At 37.3% G+C, this 17,276-nt stretch carries 19 protein-coding genes and 1 pseudogene; 4 read left to right on the top strand and 16 right to left on the bottom strand.

What is annotated here, in order from left to right:
- A partial coding sequence (locus GQR44_RS09925; RefSeq protein WP_166371664.1) for a LysR family transcriptional regulator occupies window positions 1-835 on the bottom strand: 835 nt, incomplete at its 3' end.
- A gap of 140 nt (window positions 836-975) precedes the next feature.
- Here GQR44_RS09925 and GQR44_RS09920 point away from each other — a divergent pair.
- A complete protein-coding gene (locus GQR44_RS09920; protein ID WP_166371663.1) occupies window positions 976-1,581 on the top strand; it encodes a short chain dehydrogenase in 606 nt (201 codons plus the stop codon).
- Between the two features lie 276 nt (window positions 1,582-1,857).
- Here GQR44_RS09920 and GQR44_RS09915 read toward each other — a convergent pair whose 3' ends face one another.
- Window positions 1,858-2,754, bottom strand: a complete 897-nt coding sequence (locus GQR44_RS09915) for a LysR family transcriptional regulator (protein ID WP_166371662.1) — start codon at window positions 2,752-2,754, stop codon at window positions 1,858-1,860.
- 213 nt (window positions 2,755-2,967) lie between these two features.
- Here GQR44_RS09915 and GQR44_RS09910 point away from each other — a divergent pair.
- Together GQR44_RS09910 and GQR44_RS09905 are read left to right on the top strand one after the other, a co-directional pair.
- Window positions 2,968-3,933: pseudogene (locus tag GQR44_RS09910) on the top strand (aldo/keto reductase).
- Between the two features lie 101 nt (window positions 3,934-4,034).
- Window positions 4,035-4,913 (top strand): aldo/keto reductase, encoded by an 879-nt coding sequence (locus GQR44_RS09905; protein WP_166371661.1) that lies wholly within the window; start codon window positions 4,035-4,037, stop codon window positions 4,911-4,913.
- A 349-nt stretch (window positions 4,914-5,262) separates the two neighbouring features.
- Here the strand turns inward: GQR44_RS09905 and groL are convergent, their stop codons facing one another.
- From groL to GQR44_RS09870, 7 genes are all read right to left on the bottom strand, one after another.
- Complete coding sequence (gene groL / locus GQR44_RS09900; RefSeq protein ID WP_166371660.1) at window positions 5,263-6,894, bottom strand: chaperonin GroEL; 1,632 nt, start codon at window positions 6,892-6,894, stop codon at window positions 5,263-5,265.
- Window positions 6,895-6,964: 70 nt separating this feature from the next.
- A complete protein-coding gene (locus tag GQR44_RS09895) occupies window positions 6,965-7,255 on the bottom strand; it encodes a co-chaperone GroES (RefSeq protein WP_025565176.1) in 291 nt (96 codons plus the stop codon).
- A 182-nt stretch (window positions 7,256-7,437) separates the two neighbouring features.
- Window positions 7,438-7,683 (bottom strand): DUF1107 family protein, encoded by a 246-nt coding sequence (locus tag GQR44_RS09890; protein ID WP_166371659.1) that lies wholly within the window; start codon window positions 7,681-7,683, stop codon window positions 7,438-7,440.
- Window positions 7,684-7,832: 149 nt separating this feature from the next.
- Complete coding sequence (locus GQR44_RS09885) at window positions 7,833-8,303, bottom strand: FxsA family protein (protein WP_166371658.1); 471 nt, start codon at window positions 8,301-8,303, stop codon at window positions 7,833-7,835.
- Window positions 8,304-8,517: 214 nt separating this feature from the next.
- Window positions 8,518-9,684 (bottom strand): 3-phenylpropionate MFS transporter, encoded by a 1,167-nt coding sequence (locus GQR44_RS09880; protein ID WP_205963025.1) that lies wholly within the window; start codon window positions 9,682-9,684, stop codon window positions 8,518-8,520.
- Window positions 9,685-9,852: 168 nt separating this feature from the next.
- Window positions 9,853-10,470 (bottom strand): prepilin-type N-terminal cleavage/methylation domain-containing protein, encoded by a 618-nt coding sequence (locus GQR44_RS09875; RefSeq protein WP_166371657.1) that lies wholly within the window; start codon window positions 10,468-10,470, stop codon window positions 9,853-9,855.
- Complete coding sequence (locus GQR44_RS09870; protein ID WP_166371656.1) at window positions 10,464-10,988, bottom strand: GspH/FimT family pseudopilin; 525 nt, start codon at window positions 10,986-10,988, stop codon at window positions 10,464-10,466. The genes GQR44_RS09875 and GQR44_RS09870 overlap by 7 nt, the downstream gene beginning before the upstream one ends.
- A 407-nt stretch (window positions 10,989-11,395) precedes the next feature.
- Between GQR44_RS09870 and GQR44_RS09865 the strand changes: the two genes are divergently transcribed.
- Window positions 11,396-11,581: a DUF3545 family protein gene (locus tag GQR44_RS09865; RefSeq protein ID WP_166371655.1), complete on the top strand. Its 186-nt coding sequence runs from the start codon at window positions 11,396-11,398 to the stop codon at window positions 11,579-11,581.
- Window positions 11,582-11,698: 117 nt separating this feature from the next.
- Here GQR44_RS09865 and rpoS read toward each other — a convergent pair whose 3' ends face one another.
- The 7 genes from rpoS to ftsB form a co-directional block, all read right to left on the bottom strand.
- Window positions 11,699-12,694 carry an RNA polymerase sigma factor RpoS gene (gene rpoS / locus GQR44_RS09860; RefSeq protein WP_166371654.1) on the bottom strand — a complete coding sequence of 332 codons (996 nt, stop codon included), beginning with the start codon at window positions 12,692-12,694 and terminating at the stop codon, window positions 11,699-11,701.
- Window positions 12,695-12,804: 110 nt separating this feature from the next.
- A complete protein-coding gene (locus GQR44_RS09855; protein ID WP_346774339.1) occupies window positions 12,805-13,587 on the bottom strand; it encodes a peptidoglycan DD-metalloendopeptidase family protein in 783 nt (260 codons plus the stop codon).
- A gap of 85 nt (window positions 13,588-13,672) precedes the next feature.
- The gene (locus GQR44_RS09850; protein WP_166371653.1) at window positions 13,673-14,254 is read right to left on the bottom strand and encodes a YqaA family protein; all 582 of its coding nucleotides are present in this window, start codon (window positions 14,252-14,254) and stop codon (window positions 13,673-13,675) included.
- Between the two features lie 263 nt (window positions 14,255-14,517).
- Window positions 14,518-15,561: a tRNA pseudouridine(13) synthase TruD gene (gene truD / locus GQR44_RS09845; protein ID WP_205963024.1), complete on the bottom strand. Its 1,044-nt coding sequence runs from the start codon at window positions 15,559-15,561 to the stop codon at window positions 14,518-14,520.
- The gene (ispF, locus tag GQR44_RS09840) at window positions 15,558-16,040 is read right to left on the bottom strand and encodes a 2-C-methyl-D-erythritol 2,4-cyclodiphosphate synthase (RefSeq protein WP_166371652.1); all 483 of its coding nucleotides are present in this window, start codon (window positions 16,038-16,040) and stop codon (window positions 15,558-15,560) included. The genes truD and ispF overlap by 4 nt, the downstream gene beginning before the upstream one ends.
- A 9-nt stretch (window positions 16,041-16,049) precedes the next feature.
- Window positions 16,050-16,742 (bottom strand): 2-C-methyl-D-erythritol 4-phosphate cytidylyltransferase, encoded by a 693-nt coding sequence (gene ispD / locus GQR44_RS09835; RefSeq protein WP_166371651.1) that lies wholly within the window; start codon window positions 16,740-16,742, stop codon window positions 16,050-16,052.
- On the bottom strand, window positions 16,743-17,024 hold the full coding sequence (gene ftsB, locus GQR44_RS09830; protein ID WP_028868786.1) for a cell division protein FtsB: 282 nt from the start codon (window positions 17,022-17,024) through the stop codon (window positions 16,743-16,745).
- Window positions 17,025-17,276 lie beyond the last annotated feature (252 nt).

Below are 17,276 nucleotides of genomic sequence, written 5' to 3'. Positions count from 1 at the left end.
TGTAGCGCGGATGCCAAGCAGCGATAACATCGAATTTATCGGGAGACTCTTCAAGTTTTATTTCAATTAAATCCAATCCTTTAATTGCACGCGAGGGCAAAAAAGCAATAGAGTCCGTTGTTTCAAGGTACATTGGCACTATTGAAAAACAAGGTGCAGAAACCACTACATTTCTTTTAAAACCAAATGTTTTGAACCAATCATCAATAGAGCCTTTAAAGTTAGGCCTTGAAGGAGATGCGATAATGCTTGGATATTGAGCAACCTCAGCTAACGAGGGCTGACTTTGTAAAATAGAAGCGCCCTGTGAAGCGACACAAACATGGTGTTCTTCAAATAATTTTAAAATAGGATAACTATCTGGAATATAATCCGGAAAGGCAATCGCTAAGTTAACGTTGCCACTTTCCATCAATTCATTGAGCTTATCAATTTCAAAATCTCTAACTATCAATTTTAAATTAGGCGCTTGTATCCTTATTATTGAAATCAACGCAGGCAATACTATTTGCTGTGCATAATCGGTTGCAGCAATAACAAATGACCCTTCTACAGTATTAGGGTCAAAGTGGGTAGGTGATAATAAAGCATTAAAATCATTAAGGAGTTTATCAACACTAAACGATAGCGTTTGTGCAAAGGGGGTAGCAATAAATCCACTGGTTTTTCGAAGAAACAACCTATCTTCAAAAACATCACGTAATTTTTTTAAGTGCTCGCTCACAGCTTGCTGTGTAAGCCCCAATTGAGCTGCTGCTTTCGATGCGCTTTGCTCACGAATTATCGCTTGAAACACACGTAGCTGCTTAATATCTAATCTATCTAATTTACTCAAATTTATCTCTCTCTTGTTATGTTATTTATAAGATAACACTTAACCATTAATACCTGTAACACTAACAAAAAAGGTTTGTTTTTAATTGTTTAATTTTTTGTTTAATATCATCCCATCAAAATAAATCAACGGAGAAGAAAATGAAAACAGTAATTTTAATTGGTGCACTAGGTAAAATGGGTCAAGCCGCGTTAACTGGTTTAGGCAATCATAATGTGATTACAGCAGGTCGCTCTGGCGATGTTGACCACATTGTAGATATAACGAATGAACAATCAATTAGAGCGCTTTATGAAAAAGTAGGTGCTTTTGACGCGGTTGTTAATACTGTTGGCTTTTGTGAATATGCTAATTTCACAGAGATGACTGAGGCACAATGGATGACCACCGTGATGAGTAAAATGATGGGCCAAATTAACTTAGTACGTATTGGACAAGAATACATCTCAGATGCAGGCTCATTTACTTTAATTAGTGGTATTTTAAATAAAAAACCTATCCCTTACGCTATTGCAGATGCTACAACGAGTGGTGCAATCGATACTTTCGTTAAAATTGTTTCTTTAGAAATGCCAAGAAATATACGTATCAATGTAGTCAATCCAACTGTGTTAGTTGAAGCATGGGATGTCTACGGAGAAATGATGCCTGGCTTTGAACCCGTACCAGGGAAGTTAGTTGGTAAAGCGTTTGAGCGATCAGTTGATGGTTTCATTAATGGTGAAGTCATTGTTGTTGATGCTTAAATAAGTTAAAAGCGATCCATTTGGGTCGCTTTTTATTATAAATCATCACGTTATCCTCAGCTTTTTATGTTATCTAGGATTGGTATGTTTGGGTATATTTTAATAGGACTTAGTCAAAATATCCTAACTTATTTTACGCTCCTTTCCACCTAGAGTACTACAACGATAGGAAGCTAACTCTCAAATGCCTCAATAGCATATTTCAAGGGGTGAATTGATGTTGGGACGAAAGGTATTACCTCATTTCCTCGACACTATGCATCAACCAACCTAATTTCACATTTTAGTTTCATTGTTTTGAAAAATACTTATATTTTCTTGGACAAAAGCCATAAATGTATTAATTTTGGCCGAAGGATAAATGAGTTGTGGATGCAATATATAAATACTTTGTCCTTGAATGTATTGATCGGTTAATACCTGTTGTAACTTACCTTGATGCAACTCCTTAGTGACATAATAATCTGCAATGCGAATAATACCCTTTCCTTGTATAGCCATTTGCTTTAACAAATTATTATCATTAATTGATAGCCAACCTTTTGTAGCAATATCACCTGACTTCAACGGCCAAAAAGGTTGCTCTAACGTAGTCAAACATTGGTGTTCAGTGAGTTGCTTAAACGATTCTGGCAAGCCGTGTTTAGAGAAATAAGTAGGAGAGGCGCACAAACAATGTTGATAGGAGAACAACTCTTTTGCGACCATATTTAGTGGAGGGTGAAGTGTTGCACGGAAGGCTAAGTCATAATCATCTTGATTCAAATCATAATTGGTATAACTGGAATCAATTTCGAAGGTAACTGCGGGGTGGCGTTTCTGGAAATCATAACAGATGCTTAACAAAAAACATTCGGTAAACATTTTAGGGGCCGTTATTTTTATGACGCCCTCAAGTGCGCTATGTTCATGATAAATATTACGCTCTAAATTCAACATAGCGGCTTTAATTTCTTTACCCTGCATCAACACTTTTTCACCTTGAGGGGTTAAGCGTACACTTCGGGTTGTCCTTATTAATAGAGGACATTTAAACTCTTTTTCTAGTTTTTTTATTTGATCTGATAAATAACCAGTTGAAATAGATAAATTTTTAGCAGCTTTGGTAAAACTAAGTTGCTGAGCAATCTCAACAAATAACATTAAGCATTCTATTTTTTTGTGCTGTTGCATTACCTTTCCTTTACATCGATGAAAACTAAACACTGAGATAACTTATTATCCATTACAACACGCAATAGTGTTAATTGTTTTTTATAACGAACAATAATTTCGTTTTTCAGCGCTTATTATTTTATTTTTATGTATTAAAATAAACCCTATTAAATATATTGATAAGCAACAATAAGAGAGTGAAAAATGAGTGAACTTGCTAATACAAAAAAAATGAAGCCGTTAAATAAATATCTTAGCGATGTCGGTGATCTTGCTTTTGGTTGCATGGGATTAGGGGGTGGATGGGATCAAAATCCTGTCGCTGACAATGAGATAAAACAAGCTCACCAAGTTATCGATACTGCTCTTGAATCAGGCATTAACCTTTTTGACCATGCAGATATTTATACTTTCGGGAAAGCAGAGAAAACGTTTGGTCATGTGTTAGCAGAGCGTCCTGAATTACGTCAAAAAATGTATATACAATCCAAATGCGGTATTCGCTTTTCGGATGAAAGTGGACCAAAGCGTTACGATTTTTCAAAACAATGGATAAATTCATCGGTCGATAACATTTTGTCGCGTTTAAACACGGAATACCTGGATATTTTAATGCTGCATCGCCCCGATCCTCTGATGGAGTTAGATGAAGTTGCTAATACGCTTTTGGCACTAAAAAATAGCGGTAAAGTGCGTCATTTTGGTGTTTCAAATATGCAGTATCAACAAATGGCTTATTTACAGTCTGCCATGGATACGCCATTAGTTAACAACCAAATAGAGATAAGTTTAGCAAAATTAGATTGGTTAGAAAGTGGTGTGCTAGTGGGTAACTCGCAAGGTAATAATATTAATTTTGCAGCAGGAACGCTGGAATATTGTCAAACCAATAATGTACAAATTCAAGCATGAGGCTGCTTATCACAAGGCCTATTCTCTGGGCGAAATATTGATGATCAACCTGCCCATATTAAAGCGACTGCTGGGTTGGTTTTTCAATTGGCTGGCAAATACCAAGTGTCAACAGAAGCGATTGTTTTAGCGTGGTTAATGCGTCATCCCGTGAAAGTGCAGCCAGTCATTGGTACGACTAACTTAGATCGTATTAAAGCATGTGCCCAAGCCAGCAATATTCAATTATCACGCAGTGATTGGTATGCATTGTATGAATCAGCTCGCGGCGAAGAGTTGCCTTAGATTGAGAATAAGTTTGGCCCAAACGGTACTTAATGTAATTAATGAAACGGCGACAGTATTTAACACTTTTTACCAATAATAATCATTAAAGAGAGTCTCATATGCAAAAAAGAAATTTTGGACTAACAGGGTTTGATGTACCAGCCATTGGCTATGGTGCAGGTGCAGTCGGTGATGGTCGATTAGAAGAAAAACAAGCCGAGAGAATTCTTAATCAGGTGTTGGATCTGGGGATCGGTTTTATTGATACGGCCAAAGGCTATGGTTTATCTGAACAACGAATTGGCCAATATATTAGTCATCGTCGAGATGAGTTTAAATTATCAACCAAGGTGGGGTATGGCGTTGAAGGGCAACAAGACTGGACCTATGACTGTATTATTACAGGTGTAGATCAAGCGCTTAAAACCATGAAGACTGACTTCCTTGATGTCGTACATTTACACTCTTGCCCTACTTCAGTATTGCAAGATGGCCAAGTAATCGATGCGCTTGATCAAGCCAAACAGCAAGGAAAGATTAAAGCTATTGCCTACTCTGGAGAAAACGAGGATTTACAATACGCAGTATCAAGTAATCGATTCGACAGTATTATGGCGTCATTGAATTTTTGTGACCAACGCATTATTCATAATCAACTGCCAGAAGCAAAACAGCAAGGCTTAGGCATGATTGCCAAACGCCCCATCGCTAATGCGCCCTGGCGTTTCAATAGTCAGCCAAACGATGACTACGCAGAAGAATATTGGCTACGCCGCAAGAAAATGGCTTTAGAGTTTGGTATGTCCGAATTAGAACTTGCCCTGCGATTTACAGTATTTACCTACGGAGTAGATACCGCTATTGTTGGCAGTGTCAATATCGCACATTTACAAAAAAACATTGAAATAATCAAAGCAGGCCCGTTATCTCAAGAGATCGTCCAATATATATACGCCCGTTTTAGGGAATGTGATGATCACTGGATAGGTCAAATTTAAGGTGAATGATAACGATTAGAAATCAGTTAAAATAGAAGAAAATAAACAAGGTTAAGTTTACAACAAAGTCTAAAGTTGATAGTTCAGACATTGCAGAGCAGTAAGCTGCACAGGTTGCTATTAGTAATACTAACGGTGAATTAATCTGCTTTATGCGTATGGGTATGGGTATGGCTAATTGTAGCTTGCAAGCGGCTGTGTTGCCTAAAAGATAAAGATTATGCTTACGCAAGAGACCTTAGACTTACAGCTTTGAGCAAAAGAAACAGCTAATAAAAAAGCCTGAATATTGCTATTCAGGCTTTTTTTAACTACTTAAAGTAATCTGTATAGGGTTAAAAAACCACTACTACATCATACCGCCCATGCCACCCATATCAGGCATTGGGGCAGCTGATGCTTCTACTGGTAGGTCTGTGATCATACATTCAGTTGTGATCATTAGGCCAGCTACTGACGCTGCAAATTGAAGTGCGCTACGAGTAACTTTAGTTGGGTCAAGAATACCCATTTCTAACATATCGCCGTATTCGCCCGTTGTTGCGTTGTAACCGTAGTTTGCAGTGCCTTTTTGTACGTTGCTTGCAACTACTGATGCTTCTTCACCACAGTTTGAAACGATTTGACGTAACGGAGATTCCATCGCACGAAGTGCAACACGAATACCTACGTTTTGGTCGTCGTTGTCGCCTTTAAGATCTTTTAATAGACCGGCAACACGTACTAGTGCAACACCACCACCAGCAACCACACCTTCTTCAACTGCTGCGCGCGTTGCGTGTAATGCATCGTCAACACGATCTTTTTTCTCTTTCATTTCTACTTCAGTTGATGCGCCAACTTTAATCACTGCAACACCACCTGCTAATTTAGCAGAACGTTCTTGAAGTTTTTCTTTATCGTAATCAGATGAAGAAGCTTCAATTTGTTGTTTGATTTGGCTAACACGTGCTGAAATAGCATCTTGTTGACCTGCACCATCAATGATTGTTGTTTCGTCTTTATTGATAACGATACGTTTAGCTTGACCAAGATCTTCAAGTGTTACTTTCTCAAGGTCTAGACCAATCTCTTCAGAGATAACTGTACCAGCTGTTAGGATGGCAATATCTTGTAGCATTGCTTTACGACGATCACCAAAACCAGGTGCTTTAACAGCTGCTACTTTCACGATGCCACGCATGTTGTTTACTACTAATGTTGCTAACGCTTCGCCTTCAACGTCTTCAGCAATAATTAATAATGGTTTTGATGCTTTAGCAACTGCTTCTAATGTTGGTAATAATTCACGGATGTTACCGATTTTTTTATCAACGATTAGGATGAATGGGCTATCTAGCTCAACAGTACCTGCTTCTTGGTTTGTCATGAAGTAAGGAGATAGGTAACCACGGTCGAATTGCATACCTTCAACCACTTCTAGCTCAGTTTCTAAGCCTTGACCTTCTTCAACAGTGATAACGCCTTCGTTACCTACTTTTTGCATTGCTGTTGCAATTATTTCGCCGATTTCCACATCAGAGTTAGCAGAGATAGTCCCTACTTGTGTAATCGCTTTAGAATCAGAACAAGGTGTCGATAGTTTTTTCAATTCAACAACAGCCGCTTTAACTGTTTGGTCGATTCCACGTTTCAGGTCCATTGGGTTCATACCCGCTGCAACTGCTTTTAGGCCTTCAGTGATGATTGATTGTGCTAATACAGTCGCTGTTGTTGTTCCGTCACCAGCTGCATCATTAGTTTGAGAAGCAACTTCTTTAACCATTTGTGCGCCCATGTTTTCAAACTTGTCAGAAAGTTCGATCTCTTTAGCAACAGTCACACCATCTTTAGTGATTTGAGGAGCACCAAAGCTTTTGTCGATAACTACGTTACGGCCTTTAGGACCTAGTGTTACACGTACAGCATTGGCTAAAATGTTTACGCCATCTAGCATTTTGATTCGAGCATCGTTACCAAATTTTACTTCTTTAGCAGACATTATATTTTCCTTTTACTTTTTCTTTAATTTTTGTTTTCAAAACAAGAGAATAAACAGCAATCGTTAACGATTATTCAACAATCGCTAAAATGTCATTTTCACTTAAGATCAGAACTTCTTCACCTTCAATTTTTTCTGTTTTCAAACCGTAGCCTTCACTGAAAATAACAGTATCACCTACTTTTACATCTAATGGTCTTACTTCACCATTTTCCAAAATACGACCTTTACCCACGGCGATAACTTCACCACGAGTTGATTTTTCAGCAGCGCTACCAGTTAAAACGATACCACCAGCAGATTTAGTTTCTTTCTCAGTACGCTTTAAAATAACACGATCATGTAGAGGACGAATAGACATTGTGACTTCCTTTGATAGTTAACAGACTTAGTTGTTTGATTAGTTGTTTAAACTGATGGGGCCAAAAAAATATGATTCAAGGTGATTGATAAAAAAATTGCTAAAAAAATTTCGTTTCGGGCATAAAAAAACCAGCTTAGTGAGGCTGGTCTTGTTTTAGACATAAACAACTGTATTGAAAATTAAACGGTAATCGTTTTTGGTTGAGAAAGCTCTAAAACCATTTTATTTATTTCGCTTACTGCGATCATTATTTTTTGCTCTGCAATAAGGTGTTTATAGGCAACAACTTTACCATCCACTACCCTAAAGCGACCTAAGCCAGCAATAAAAATACGTCCATTAAAGAAACCTTTGGCAAATTTTGCAATTTGACGCGGTTGATATTTTTTAAAAACTCTTAACGTGCTAGAACGACTAATTTTCATCGTTATCCCTCTGCTATTTATCACTTTTATAATTCATTATTATTTGCAGCGCATATCCTACTTAGGAATGATGACACTTTTATTAAAAAAATGTCATTAAAATAACGATATTAAAGTGATGTTATTAAAATAGTTTGATCAATCACTAATTAATCTAGTTTTTTATCTTCTTTATGTTCGAATTCACCTTCGATGATTGAATCATCTTGTGCTGTTCTTTGTGTAAAACCTTGGCTAGAAAATCCGCCCATACTTGCTTGAGGTGCAAATTTAACATTGGCTAAGATAACTTTGGCAATGCCAGCTCGAATACTTGGCTGTAACAATAACAAACCACAGATGTCGGTTACAAAACCTGGTGTCACTAATAACACACCAGTAATAATTAACATCATGCCTTCAATTAACTGTTGTCCCGGCATTTCACCAGCAGCCATACGTTGTTGTAACTTTTGAACCAATTGTAAACCTTGACTACGCACTAACGCAGAGCCAATTAAAGCGGTTAATATCACTAATGAAATAGTAGGCCAAGCACCTAAAAAACCACCGACTTTTACTAGAACAAATATTTCTAGTAAAGACACACCAGTAAAGATTAAAAATAATCGTGCAAACATAGAGACCTCAATTAACAAAGTGAATACCTAAATATAATGGGGGTTATTTTGCTAATATCAACCTATTGGATAATAAAAGGGGCTAAAAGTTCAAATACAAAAGATGATCTCATCACTTAAAAGGAGTGAATAGGATGCTTGCCATCGATAGAGCAACACTATTGCAGTTGTCCGCGATAGTGATGCTCTAAGCAGAATCGAGACTAACTGTCTCTTAATCAGTGGATTCAACATTGTTGTCTTGATCGCAATTCCATCGTTTTAACAATAAGAAAACCGGTAATAAAATAACTGCCATCCAAACAAAAAGCGTGCTTTCCTGTGGTACATAGATCCAACCAGATACGTAGGTTAATATTGCCATCACTAACCCTAAAGCAACACTGGCATATAAAGTTTGATAACCGACCATTAGGTGCTCTGGTTGTTTAGCAATAAAACGCATGGCAGCTAAATGTGCTAATGCAAATGTGAAAGCATGGAATGTTTGTACCAACAATAGCCAAAAAAGATCCGTTGTTTGCGCCAATACGCCCCACCTTATCAATCCAGCCACGACGGCTAACAAACACATTTGCTTAATTGTCCAATGATGGAACCACTTATCGTTAAAGCGCATCAGTAGTACTTCAGCAAAAACACCTATTCCCCATAATAAAGCGATATTAAATTCAGATATATTCATTGAATTCCAATATAAAGCACTAAATGAATAATAAGCAGCATGGCTACCTTGGATCAGTCCCATTACTAAAATAAAATAAATAACACTCGGTTTTTTCAGCAAAGACAGTAAGTTGTTGTGTTTATTTTTAGGTGGCAAACTTTGTTGTTGTAATTGCGGCTCTAGACTTATTAGGGTTAAACAATAGTTTAAGAAAATCGCTATAATAATTAACCACAAAATACTTTCATGTCCAAACTCACCAATTGTCCAGCCGACAAAAGTTGAACCAACAATAAAGCTGACGGATCCCCATAACCTGATCTTGCCATAATTAATTTGGATTTGTTTAACTAGGCGAGTACCGATAATGTCACCAATCGGTACCATCGGCGCCATTAAAAAATTAAGTAATAAGGTGGCAGCAGCTAGTGCATACCAGCCCTGAAAATAAACCAATAAAAGCAAACACATTAAGCTTGTGAAGGTTAAATAACAAGCCAAACGTATCGGTCCATTGGCTGTTTTTAAGCGCGGTAATAAACCAATGGTGCTAACAAAACGCAATACTAAACCTAGTGAAAATAAAGTACCTATTTGTGCAGGACTCACGCCTTTTTCAGCTAACCAGATGCCCCAGAAAGGTAAAAAAATCCCCCATATAAAAAAGAAACAAACAAAATAAGAGGTTATCCAGGACTTAGCAGCGATATTCAAAAGTATTACTTCCTATTAGTATTTTATGGCATTTAGTATTGCATATTTAGCATTTCATAGTGGTGAAATGGCACATTGATGAAGTTGTATGCTCAAAAAAATACCATTGTATCGCTTTTTGATATTTAGTAGGTATATAAAATATTAAAGGAGGTTTATTGAATATTATCAATGAAATTCAGGGTTGCGTACTTGTACCTTTGTGGTTATTTGGTGGGTATATTCGCTGTTACTTTTCAACTGTGCTTTTATTGTCACTTCAACACTACGCATTGTTGCTTGTGCGTTGGAAGCGATACTTTCCACAAAGCTCAACTCTGTCACCTTTAGAAATTTAGGATCCGTTAAATTGACCCAACTACCACTACTATAACAATTGATAGCCTGCGAGTTTAAACCTCTTCCAAACTGTACACTATGCGAAGTTGATGAATAACGAAAAGCCATAAAATGGGAAGGTAAAGCAGCAACCGCATGATTATAGTTATAAGCATAAACAATACAGTGTTGCGTACCGCTATTGATACTATCAACAACTTTATTATTGGTTTGGCCTACCATAAAATGACTACCACCAAATCCAGCTCGGCGGATATCATTTTCCATTACCCCTACAAGCGATTGTATATCTGCATGGAAACGAGAGAGCTTCATGCCTTTGTGACCAGCACTGACATTAGTAACGTATAAACTAATGATCATCGCCAATAGTAAGGAACCTAGTAGTAATGAAATCAGCACTTCTATCAGGCTAAAGCCAGACTTTAATGATATGGGCGCTAACATTTTTTATATCCAAGTTGAGCTTGGTCTGGCGCACAGACTCTTAAACGCATCGCACTTTGTATAATCGATAAAGAATGTTGCTCGCTATTAGTCATTGTGACGCTGCCAGTTTCTACTGAAAAGCGTAATGAGCCATAGGATGCCTGTGTCCCTGTAAAAGTTAATGTTGAACTATCAATAACAATCGTTTTTCCATCGGCAAGATCTTGTACTTTTTCAACACCATCTAATTGGCAAGAATTAGCACTAAAACAATCACAATGATTGGTATCACTGATACCCATCTTCCAGAGGTTACCTTGTTGACAAAAATTAACGTAAATCTTTTGATTGCGTTTAATTGCTTCTACTTTTGCAAGTTGTAGTGTGTAATAAACTTCTGACGTGCGACTCAGCAAGGTTTGGTTTGCCAGAATCCCTTGGTATGAAGCCGTGGATATTGAAATAATAACGCCTAAAATAGCGAGCGTAATGATTAACTCAATAAAGGTAAAACCGTGATCATGGAAGTGAGTCATTGCTCCTCCTAATATTTTACAGTTTATAATTTGAGGTTAAATATTGCATCGTAATGATGTTTAAGACTGTGCACCTGTATTGCAGAAACATAACTGAAGCATCAAACAATAATCTATTCAGCGTAGAACAAAAAAATCAATTTAGCATGAGTCACAGTTCGCAGTTATGTTGATTTCTTTAAACGTGGGCAGTGAAATTTACACGGAGGAATAGCTTAGTTTATAAGGTAAACAAATATAAATGATTGTTCTCTTTAGCAAATTAAGAACAAGTAAAAAGCAAATGCGGCCAACTTAAAAGGAATGCCACAATTAATAAAAGTGCAATATATTTGTCATAAAAATGCCATCTCATCAGCTTATTGTATTCAGCACACACACTTGGACAGTAAAGTTAAGGGGATAACATGCAACAGCTTCAATTAAATGATAGCGATATCAAAATTAATAACCTATTCCACACTCCCGTTAAACGTAAACCTAAACCTCGTAAGTGGCGAGAAATTGAAAATGCCAAGGCGCAGTTGATGCTTGCTAAAGAGTTACGAGAGATTGATCCTTCATTTAGCTTTTCTCAATCAGAATTAATATAGCCCGCCACTAGAACAGATATAAAATTTATCGGCAGATATAAAAAACACATCCATTGGATGCGTTTTTTTATTAACTTTTCAATTAAACTATTGAGTTAAAATATTGATTTCAAACTATTAAGATTGAAAAAGAGCTTCAATAGATAACCCTTGTTTTGATAACACTTCACGTAGCGCTTTTAATGCTTCTACTTGAATTTGACGCACACGTTCGCGTGTTAAACCAATCTCTTTACCCACATTTTCTAATGTCGCCGCTTCGTATCCTAATAAACCAAAGCGTCTTGCTAATACTTCTCGTTGTTTTGCGTTTAAATCCTCTAACCAATCCACGATACGCAATTTCATATCGTTAGTTTGTAATGTATTTTCTGGTGTTGACTCGTTACTGTCTGGAATAATATCTAATAATTCTTTGTCTGAACTATGGCCAAGTGGTGTATCTACAGAACTTATACGTTCATTCAGCTTTAATATCTTTGATACTTCTTTTGCTGATACATCCAACTCTTTAGCGATGTCTTCCGGCGTTGGCTCATGTGTCAGTTTATGCGCCAATTCTCGTGCTGTGCGTAAATACACGTTCAATTTTTTAACAATATGAATAGGTAAACGTATCGTGCGAGTTTGATTCATGATCGCTCGTTCAATGGTTTGACGTATCCACCATGTCGCGTAAGTAGAAAAACGAAAACCTTTTTCTGCATCAAACTTCTCAACCGCGCGAATTAGCCCTAAGTTACCTTCTTCGACTAAATCTAATAATGATAAACCACGATTATTATAGCGACGTGATATTTTAACAACGAGACGCAAATTGCTTTCAATCATGCGTTTACGAGACACTTCATCACCACGATGAGAACGGCGTGAGTAATAGACTTCTTCTTGGGCAGTTAATAGCGGAGAGTAACCAATTTCACCCAAATACAATTGAGTGGCATCCATTACCTTAAATTCACTGCCTGTTGCATAGCGTTCAGGCTCTGCAGGGGTTTCTGCCTCAGCTTTATCAATATCTAATCCATCATCCATTTCAAGATCATCAACGATTGGCTGATTATAGTTGTCTAAATCCTTGTTCTCTGAATTAACTGAAGTTGTTCCTACCATGGTTGCACTCCCTTTTTACCGCTTCAATTTGATGAACTATTACTTTTAAATTGGGCCTTTTAAATATTCCTAAATTATTTCAATCATTAACTGAAAACTTGATCGCGTTATTAACGTTTAGGTAAGTAACGCATGGGATCAACAGACTTACCACGATAGCGAATATCAAAATGTAATCGCACGGTATCTGTATCACTATCTCCCATCACAGCTATTTTTTGGCCCATTTCAACTTGTTCATTCTCTTTTATTATTAGTTTATCATTATGTGCATAAGCACTTAAATAATCATAATTATGCTTAATAATGACTAGTTTTCCATAACCTCTTAAACCGCTACCTGCATAAACAACTTTCCCTTTTGCCGCTGCATATATCGGTGTTCCTCGAACGTTAGAAATAGAGATACCCTTCATTCCTTGCGGGGAGTTAGCAAAGGTTTTTGTTAATTTACCTTTAGTTGGCCACTGCCAATCCGCCACTTTATTATTCGAATCTTGTTGATTAATCGTTTTCTTTTTAATCACTTTTTCATCAACATCATTAGCAGAATATGCTTTCGATGATTTTTTGACAACCTCTATTTTATTGTTTTGTTTACAGGTTTGAACTGTGCAACTTCCTGCGCTATTTTTTGCCTTATTTGATGAAGAAACCACCACTTTTGAGGTACTTGAGCGTAAATTTAGGACTTGTCCCTTCTTAATAATATAAGGCTTTCTTAAATGATTACGTTTAATTAACGTGTTCACCGCCATACCCGCTCGCCAGGCAATGGAATAAAGTGTATCGCCCTTTTGAACAACGTACTTTTTTTGCCCTGGTTTAATACTTTTACCACTTGCAATATAAGTGCCACCACCTTTGTTGAGCGCACCTTTATTTGATTTCACATCATAAACTGGTGCCCTACCACCGGGAGAAGAGCATGAAAACAAAAAAAACAATGTAGTAAATAATATAATTTTCACAATAAAACTAATGCTTTAAAGTAAAATATAAAATAGCAGCGGCAACAATTGTTAACCAACCTAAGACGTCGATATATTTACTTAATTTCGCTTCCATTTTTTCACCACCTAATACCATTAAACCTGCGACTAAAAAGAAACGTAATCCACGTCCCACTAAAGCCGTCAATAAAAAGGGCCAAAATGCCATATTCATGACACCTGCAGTTATGGTAAATACTTTAAATGGAATAGGTGTAAAGCTGGCAATAAAAATCACCATCACTCCCCAGTCATTGAACCATAATTGTGCAGTTTGCATTTTATCTTGATACCCCATCACCTCTATAAATGGCAACACAACGGGTTCATATAAAGCACTACCAAGGTAATACCCTACGGCACCACCTAACACTGAAAATACAGTTGCCCCGAAAGCAAAGCGCCATGCAAGATGGCGTTTTGCTAAAGCCATTGGTGCTAACATAATATCAACAGGAATTGGCCAAAAAATCGACTCAATGAATGCTGTTAAGTATAAATAAAAAGGAGCATATTTATGCTTAGACCAACGCATTACTTTTGTATAAAGTGGGGCAAATATTTTCACAGTTTTCTCTTTTATGAATAAAAATAATGGGAGACGACTAATTGCCGCCTAACCAATGCAATAAACAGTTAATTTTTGAGTCGCCGTTAAATCAGGTATTAGTGGGATACCACATATAAACGTCAAACTCAGTTGTCCTAATCAAATAGGATTGTATCGTTAAGATGATGTTAAGGAGCAATCGTCAATACTTGTTCCTATTTCATGCGGCTTTATTGTAGCTATATGAATAACCTAATAGCTCGCCACCACATAACAACTCATCATAGACTTGTATCAATAAGCTCGCGGATCACACTGGTTGCATAGCAGCCCGCAGGCAAATAAAATTTTATTGTTAACGTTGTTTCATCCAACCATTGATAGCTAAACTGCTCAGGAATTAATAATAGCGGTCGACGCTCTTGTTTTAAGCCCTCTTTCGCCAATCCTTTTTGTATATCTTCAAATGAAGACAAACACGCTAATTCATATTGCTTTGCTTCGTCAGATGAAGTGAGCTCTCCCGCTCCCCATAAAGGGGCCGTTAAACAAACTTCGCGTATAGCTAAACGTTGTAATGTTTGTTCGGATAAATCAGGTAATGGAAAAAAAGAACGGTTAGCAACAAACTGAACACAATCACCGAGTAGAGGTTGCACCTGTAAATTATCAGCAATACGCTGTGATATAACGCGATTAAATAAATAACTTCTCGCCGCACTCAGGTAGATACCGCGTTTAAAACGATCTTTTATTTTTCGCCCATTAAACATTTGTAATGCAGCATTAACGTTATGACCATCAAAACCAAAACGTTGATTTCCAAAATAATTTGGCACCCCTTGCGCAACTTGTTCTAATACTTTTTGTAATCTTTCTTTATCTGATATTTCACGTAAAACAATGGCGAAATGATTACCGGCAAGGCAGCCTGTACGCAGTTTTTTATTGTGCCGTATCACCTTTAAGATACTCACACCAGGTGACTCAAAAGTACTGAAGTCAGGAGTCACTTTGCCTGGAATATAAAGCGAAAACCATTGATAGGTTTCAGCTTGACGATCTTTCAATCCTGCATAACTCACATTCTTAGCTGCGATACCTGCAAACTTAGCCAACTGTCTCGCTAAATAATCAGTATTTTCACCTACTTTTTTAATCCATAAACAAACATGCTCGCCTTCACCAGTTAAATCAAAATCTAAATGTTCTTCAACACGAAAATCTTCACAATGCTGTTTAAACCGACCTGTACTGCTAGGTTTTCCATATAAATAATTAAAGTCTAATGGATAAACCATTTTTTCAGGTTGTGTATCACTCATTGTGCATCCTTTAACAAAATAACCACAGCATGCGAGGCAATGCCTTCTTTACGCCCCATTGGTCCTAATTGCTCAGTGGTAGTTGCTTTAACATTTATGTTACCTAAGTCTGTATCGAGCAGACGGGTTAGTTCTGCACACATAGCATCAATGAAAGGTGCCATTTTAGGTGCTTGAGCAATAATGGTGATATCTGCATTACCTAAACGATAGCCTTTTTGTTTCGCTTGTTGGTACACATCAAGCAATAATTCTCGGCTATCAATACCTTTGAAAGCCGCATCATTGTCAGGAAAGTGGCGGCCAATATCACCGAGCGCTAATGCACCTAGTATCGCGTCACAAAACGCATGGATAGCAACATCTCCATCAGAATGTGCAAGTAAACCTTGGCTGTAAGGGATCTTCACGCCAGCAATGGTAATTGGGCCTTCGCCACCAAACTTATGTACATCATATCCATGACCAATACGGATCATATTATTTCCTTAATTGTGGGCGTTAAATTTAGAGAGATAAAATTCAGCGAGTAATAAATCTTCAGGCTGAGTTACTTTTAAGTTATCACTGCGCCCTTCAATGACAGTGATTGCTGCACCAACTAATTCGATAGCAGACGCTTCATCAGTAATTAAGTGCTGATCTTGTATAGACGTTATAGCAGAGATTAATTGCTGATTGTTAAACATTTGTGGGGTGAGTGCGTGCCATAGATTGTTGCGGTCGACCGTACGTTCAATATTATTATGTAAATCAGTTCGTTTCATGGTGTCACGGACTCTACAACCTAACATTGCACCAGATTTATAAGTGTTTGCATGAGCGATCAGCTTATCGATATCCTGTGTTTGTAAACAAGGTCGAGCGGCATCGTGAACTAAAATATACTCACTATCAGGCAAAACTTTGAGGGCACTCAGTACTGAATCCACACGTTCTTTGCCACCCTCTACTATCCTCAGTTTAGGGTGGTTAGCTAGACCTAACAGGTGAAACCATTGATCATTTTGAGCGATAGAAACCACTACTTTATTAATATCAGGGTGATTAAGAAAAGGTGTAATACTATGTTCAATAATCGTTTTATCTAAGAGAGGTAAATATTGTTTAGGGATCTGCGCCCCAACTCGCTTGCCAATACCTGCAGCGGGTATCACCGCAGAAAAAGAAAGTTTACTCATTTAATTTTCTTCCTTCGGTACAATACGGAAAAAGGTCTCACCTTCTTTAATCAACCCCAGTTCATTTCGTGCACGTTCTTCGATTGCATCCGTACCAGTTTTTAAATCGTCAATTTCAGAAAACATCATTTGATTACGAGTGGTTAGCTCAGCATTGCCTGAAATAGCTAATTCAACCTCCTGTGTAAATTCATGATGATCCTGCAATCCATTTTTACCGAACCATAAATGGTACTGTAGTAATGCGAATATAAAAATAAAGATAAACAACAGTAAGCGCATGATTTTATGACTCAGTATTAAAAAGTTAATCATCCCACATTCATCGGAAAATTAAAATCAACCCAAGACAGCTAAATCGTACTTATTGTCAGAATCTAAGTATCAAAAAATGCAGGTTAACGATTAAACCCACTTTAATAAAAGATTGAGCTGCATTGTAAGATTGACTATAAGGTTGGCTATAGAGTTGATGGTGGTGAAGGATAAAGCCTAATACACCATAGATTTAGTCGTTGCGAAGCTTCAAACTAA

Source organism: Psychromonas sp. SA13A (assembly GCF_011378715.1).
Classification (GTDB): Bacteria; Pseudomonadota; Gammaproteobacteria; order Enterobacterales; family Psychromonadaceae; genus Psychromonas.
Note: the sequence above shows the minus strand (reverse complement) of the source record. Positions and strands in the feature narration are given on the sequence as shown.

Excerpts from the sequence above, each read along its gene's own strand:
- groL (WP_166371660.1), bottom strand. The coding sequence starts at position 6,894 with ATGTCTGCTAAAGAAGTAAAATTTGGTAACGATGCTCGAATCAAAATG.
- truD (WP_205963024.1), bottom strand. The coding sequence starts at position 15,561 with ATGAGTGATACACAACCTGAAAAAATGGTTTATCCATTAGACTTTAAT.
- ispF (WP_166371652.1), bottom strand. The coding sequence starts at position 16,040 with ATGATCCGTATTGGTCATGGATATGATGTACATAAGTTTGGTGGCGAA.
- ftsB (WP_028868786.1), bottom strand. The coding sequence starts at position 17,024 with ATGCGCTTACTGTTGTTTATCTTTATTTTTATATTCGCATTACTACAG.
- GQR44_RS09895 (WP_025565176.1), bottom strand. The coding sequence starts at position 7,255 with ATGTCTATTCGTCCTCTACATGATCGTGTTATTTTAAAGCGTACTGAG.
- GQR44_RS09890 (WP_166371659.1), bottom strand. The coding sequence starts at position 7,683 with ATGAAAATTAGTCGTTCTAGCACGTTAAGAGTTTTTAAAAAATATCAA.
- GQR44_RS09915 (WP_166371662.1), bottom strand. The coding sequence starts at position 2,754 with ATGCAACAGCACAAAAAAATAGAATGCTTAATGTTATTTGTTGAGATT.
- rpoS (WP_166371654.1), bottom strand. The coding sequence starts at position 12,694 with ATGGTAGGAACAACTTCAGTTAATTCAGAGAACAAGGATTTAGACAAC.
- GQR44_RS09870 (WP_166371656.1), bottom strand. The coding sequence starts at position 10,988 with ATGACTCACTTCCATGATCACGGTTTTACCTTTATTGAGTTAATCATT.
- ispD (WP_166371651.1), bottom strand. The coding sequence starts at position 16,742 with ATGAGTAAACTTTCTTTTTCTGCGGTGATACCCGCTGCAGGTATTGGC.
- GQR44_RS09920 (WP_166371663.1), top strand. The coding sequence starts at position 976 with ATGAAAACAGTAATTTTAATTGGTGCACTAGGTAAAATGGGTCAAGCC.
- GQR44_RS09865 (WP_166371655.1), top strand. The coding sequence starts at position 11,396 with ATGCAACAGCTTCAATTAAATGATAGCGATATCAAAATTAATAACCTA.
- GQR44_RS09905 (WP_166371661.1), top strand. The coding sequence starts at position 4,035 with ATGCAAAAAAGAAATTTTGGACTAACAGGGTTTGATGTACCAGCCATT.
- GQR44_RS09875 (WP_166371657.1), bottom strand. The coding sequence starts at position 10,470 with ATGTTAGCGCCCATATCATTAAAGTCTGGCTTTAGCCTGATAGAAGTG.
- GQR44_RS09885 (WP_166371658.1), bottom strand. The coding sequence starts at position 8,303 with ATGTTTGCACGATTATTTTTAATCTTTACTGGTGTGTCTTTACTAGAA.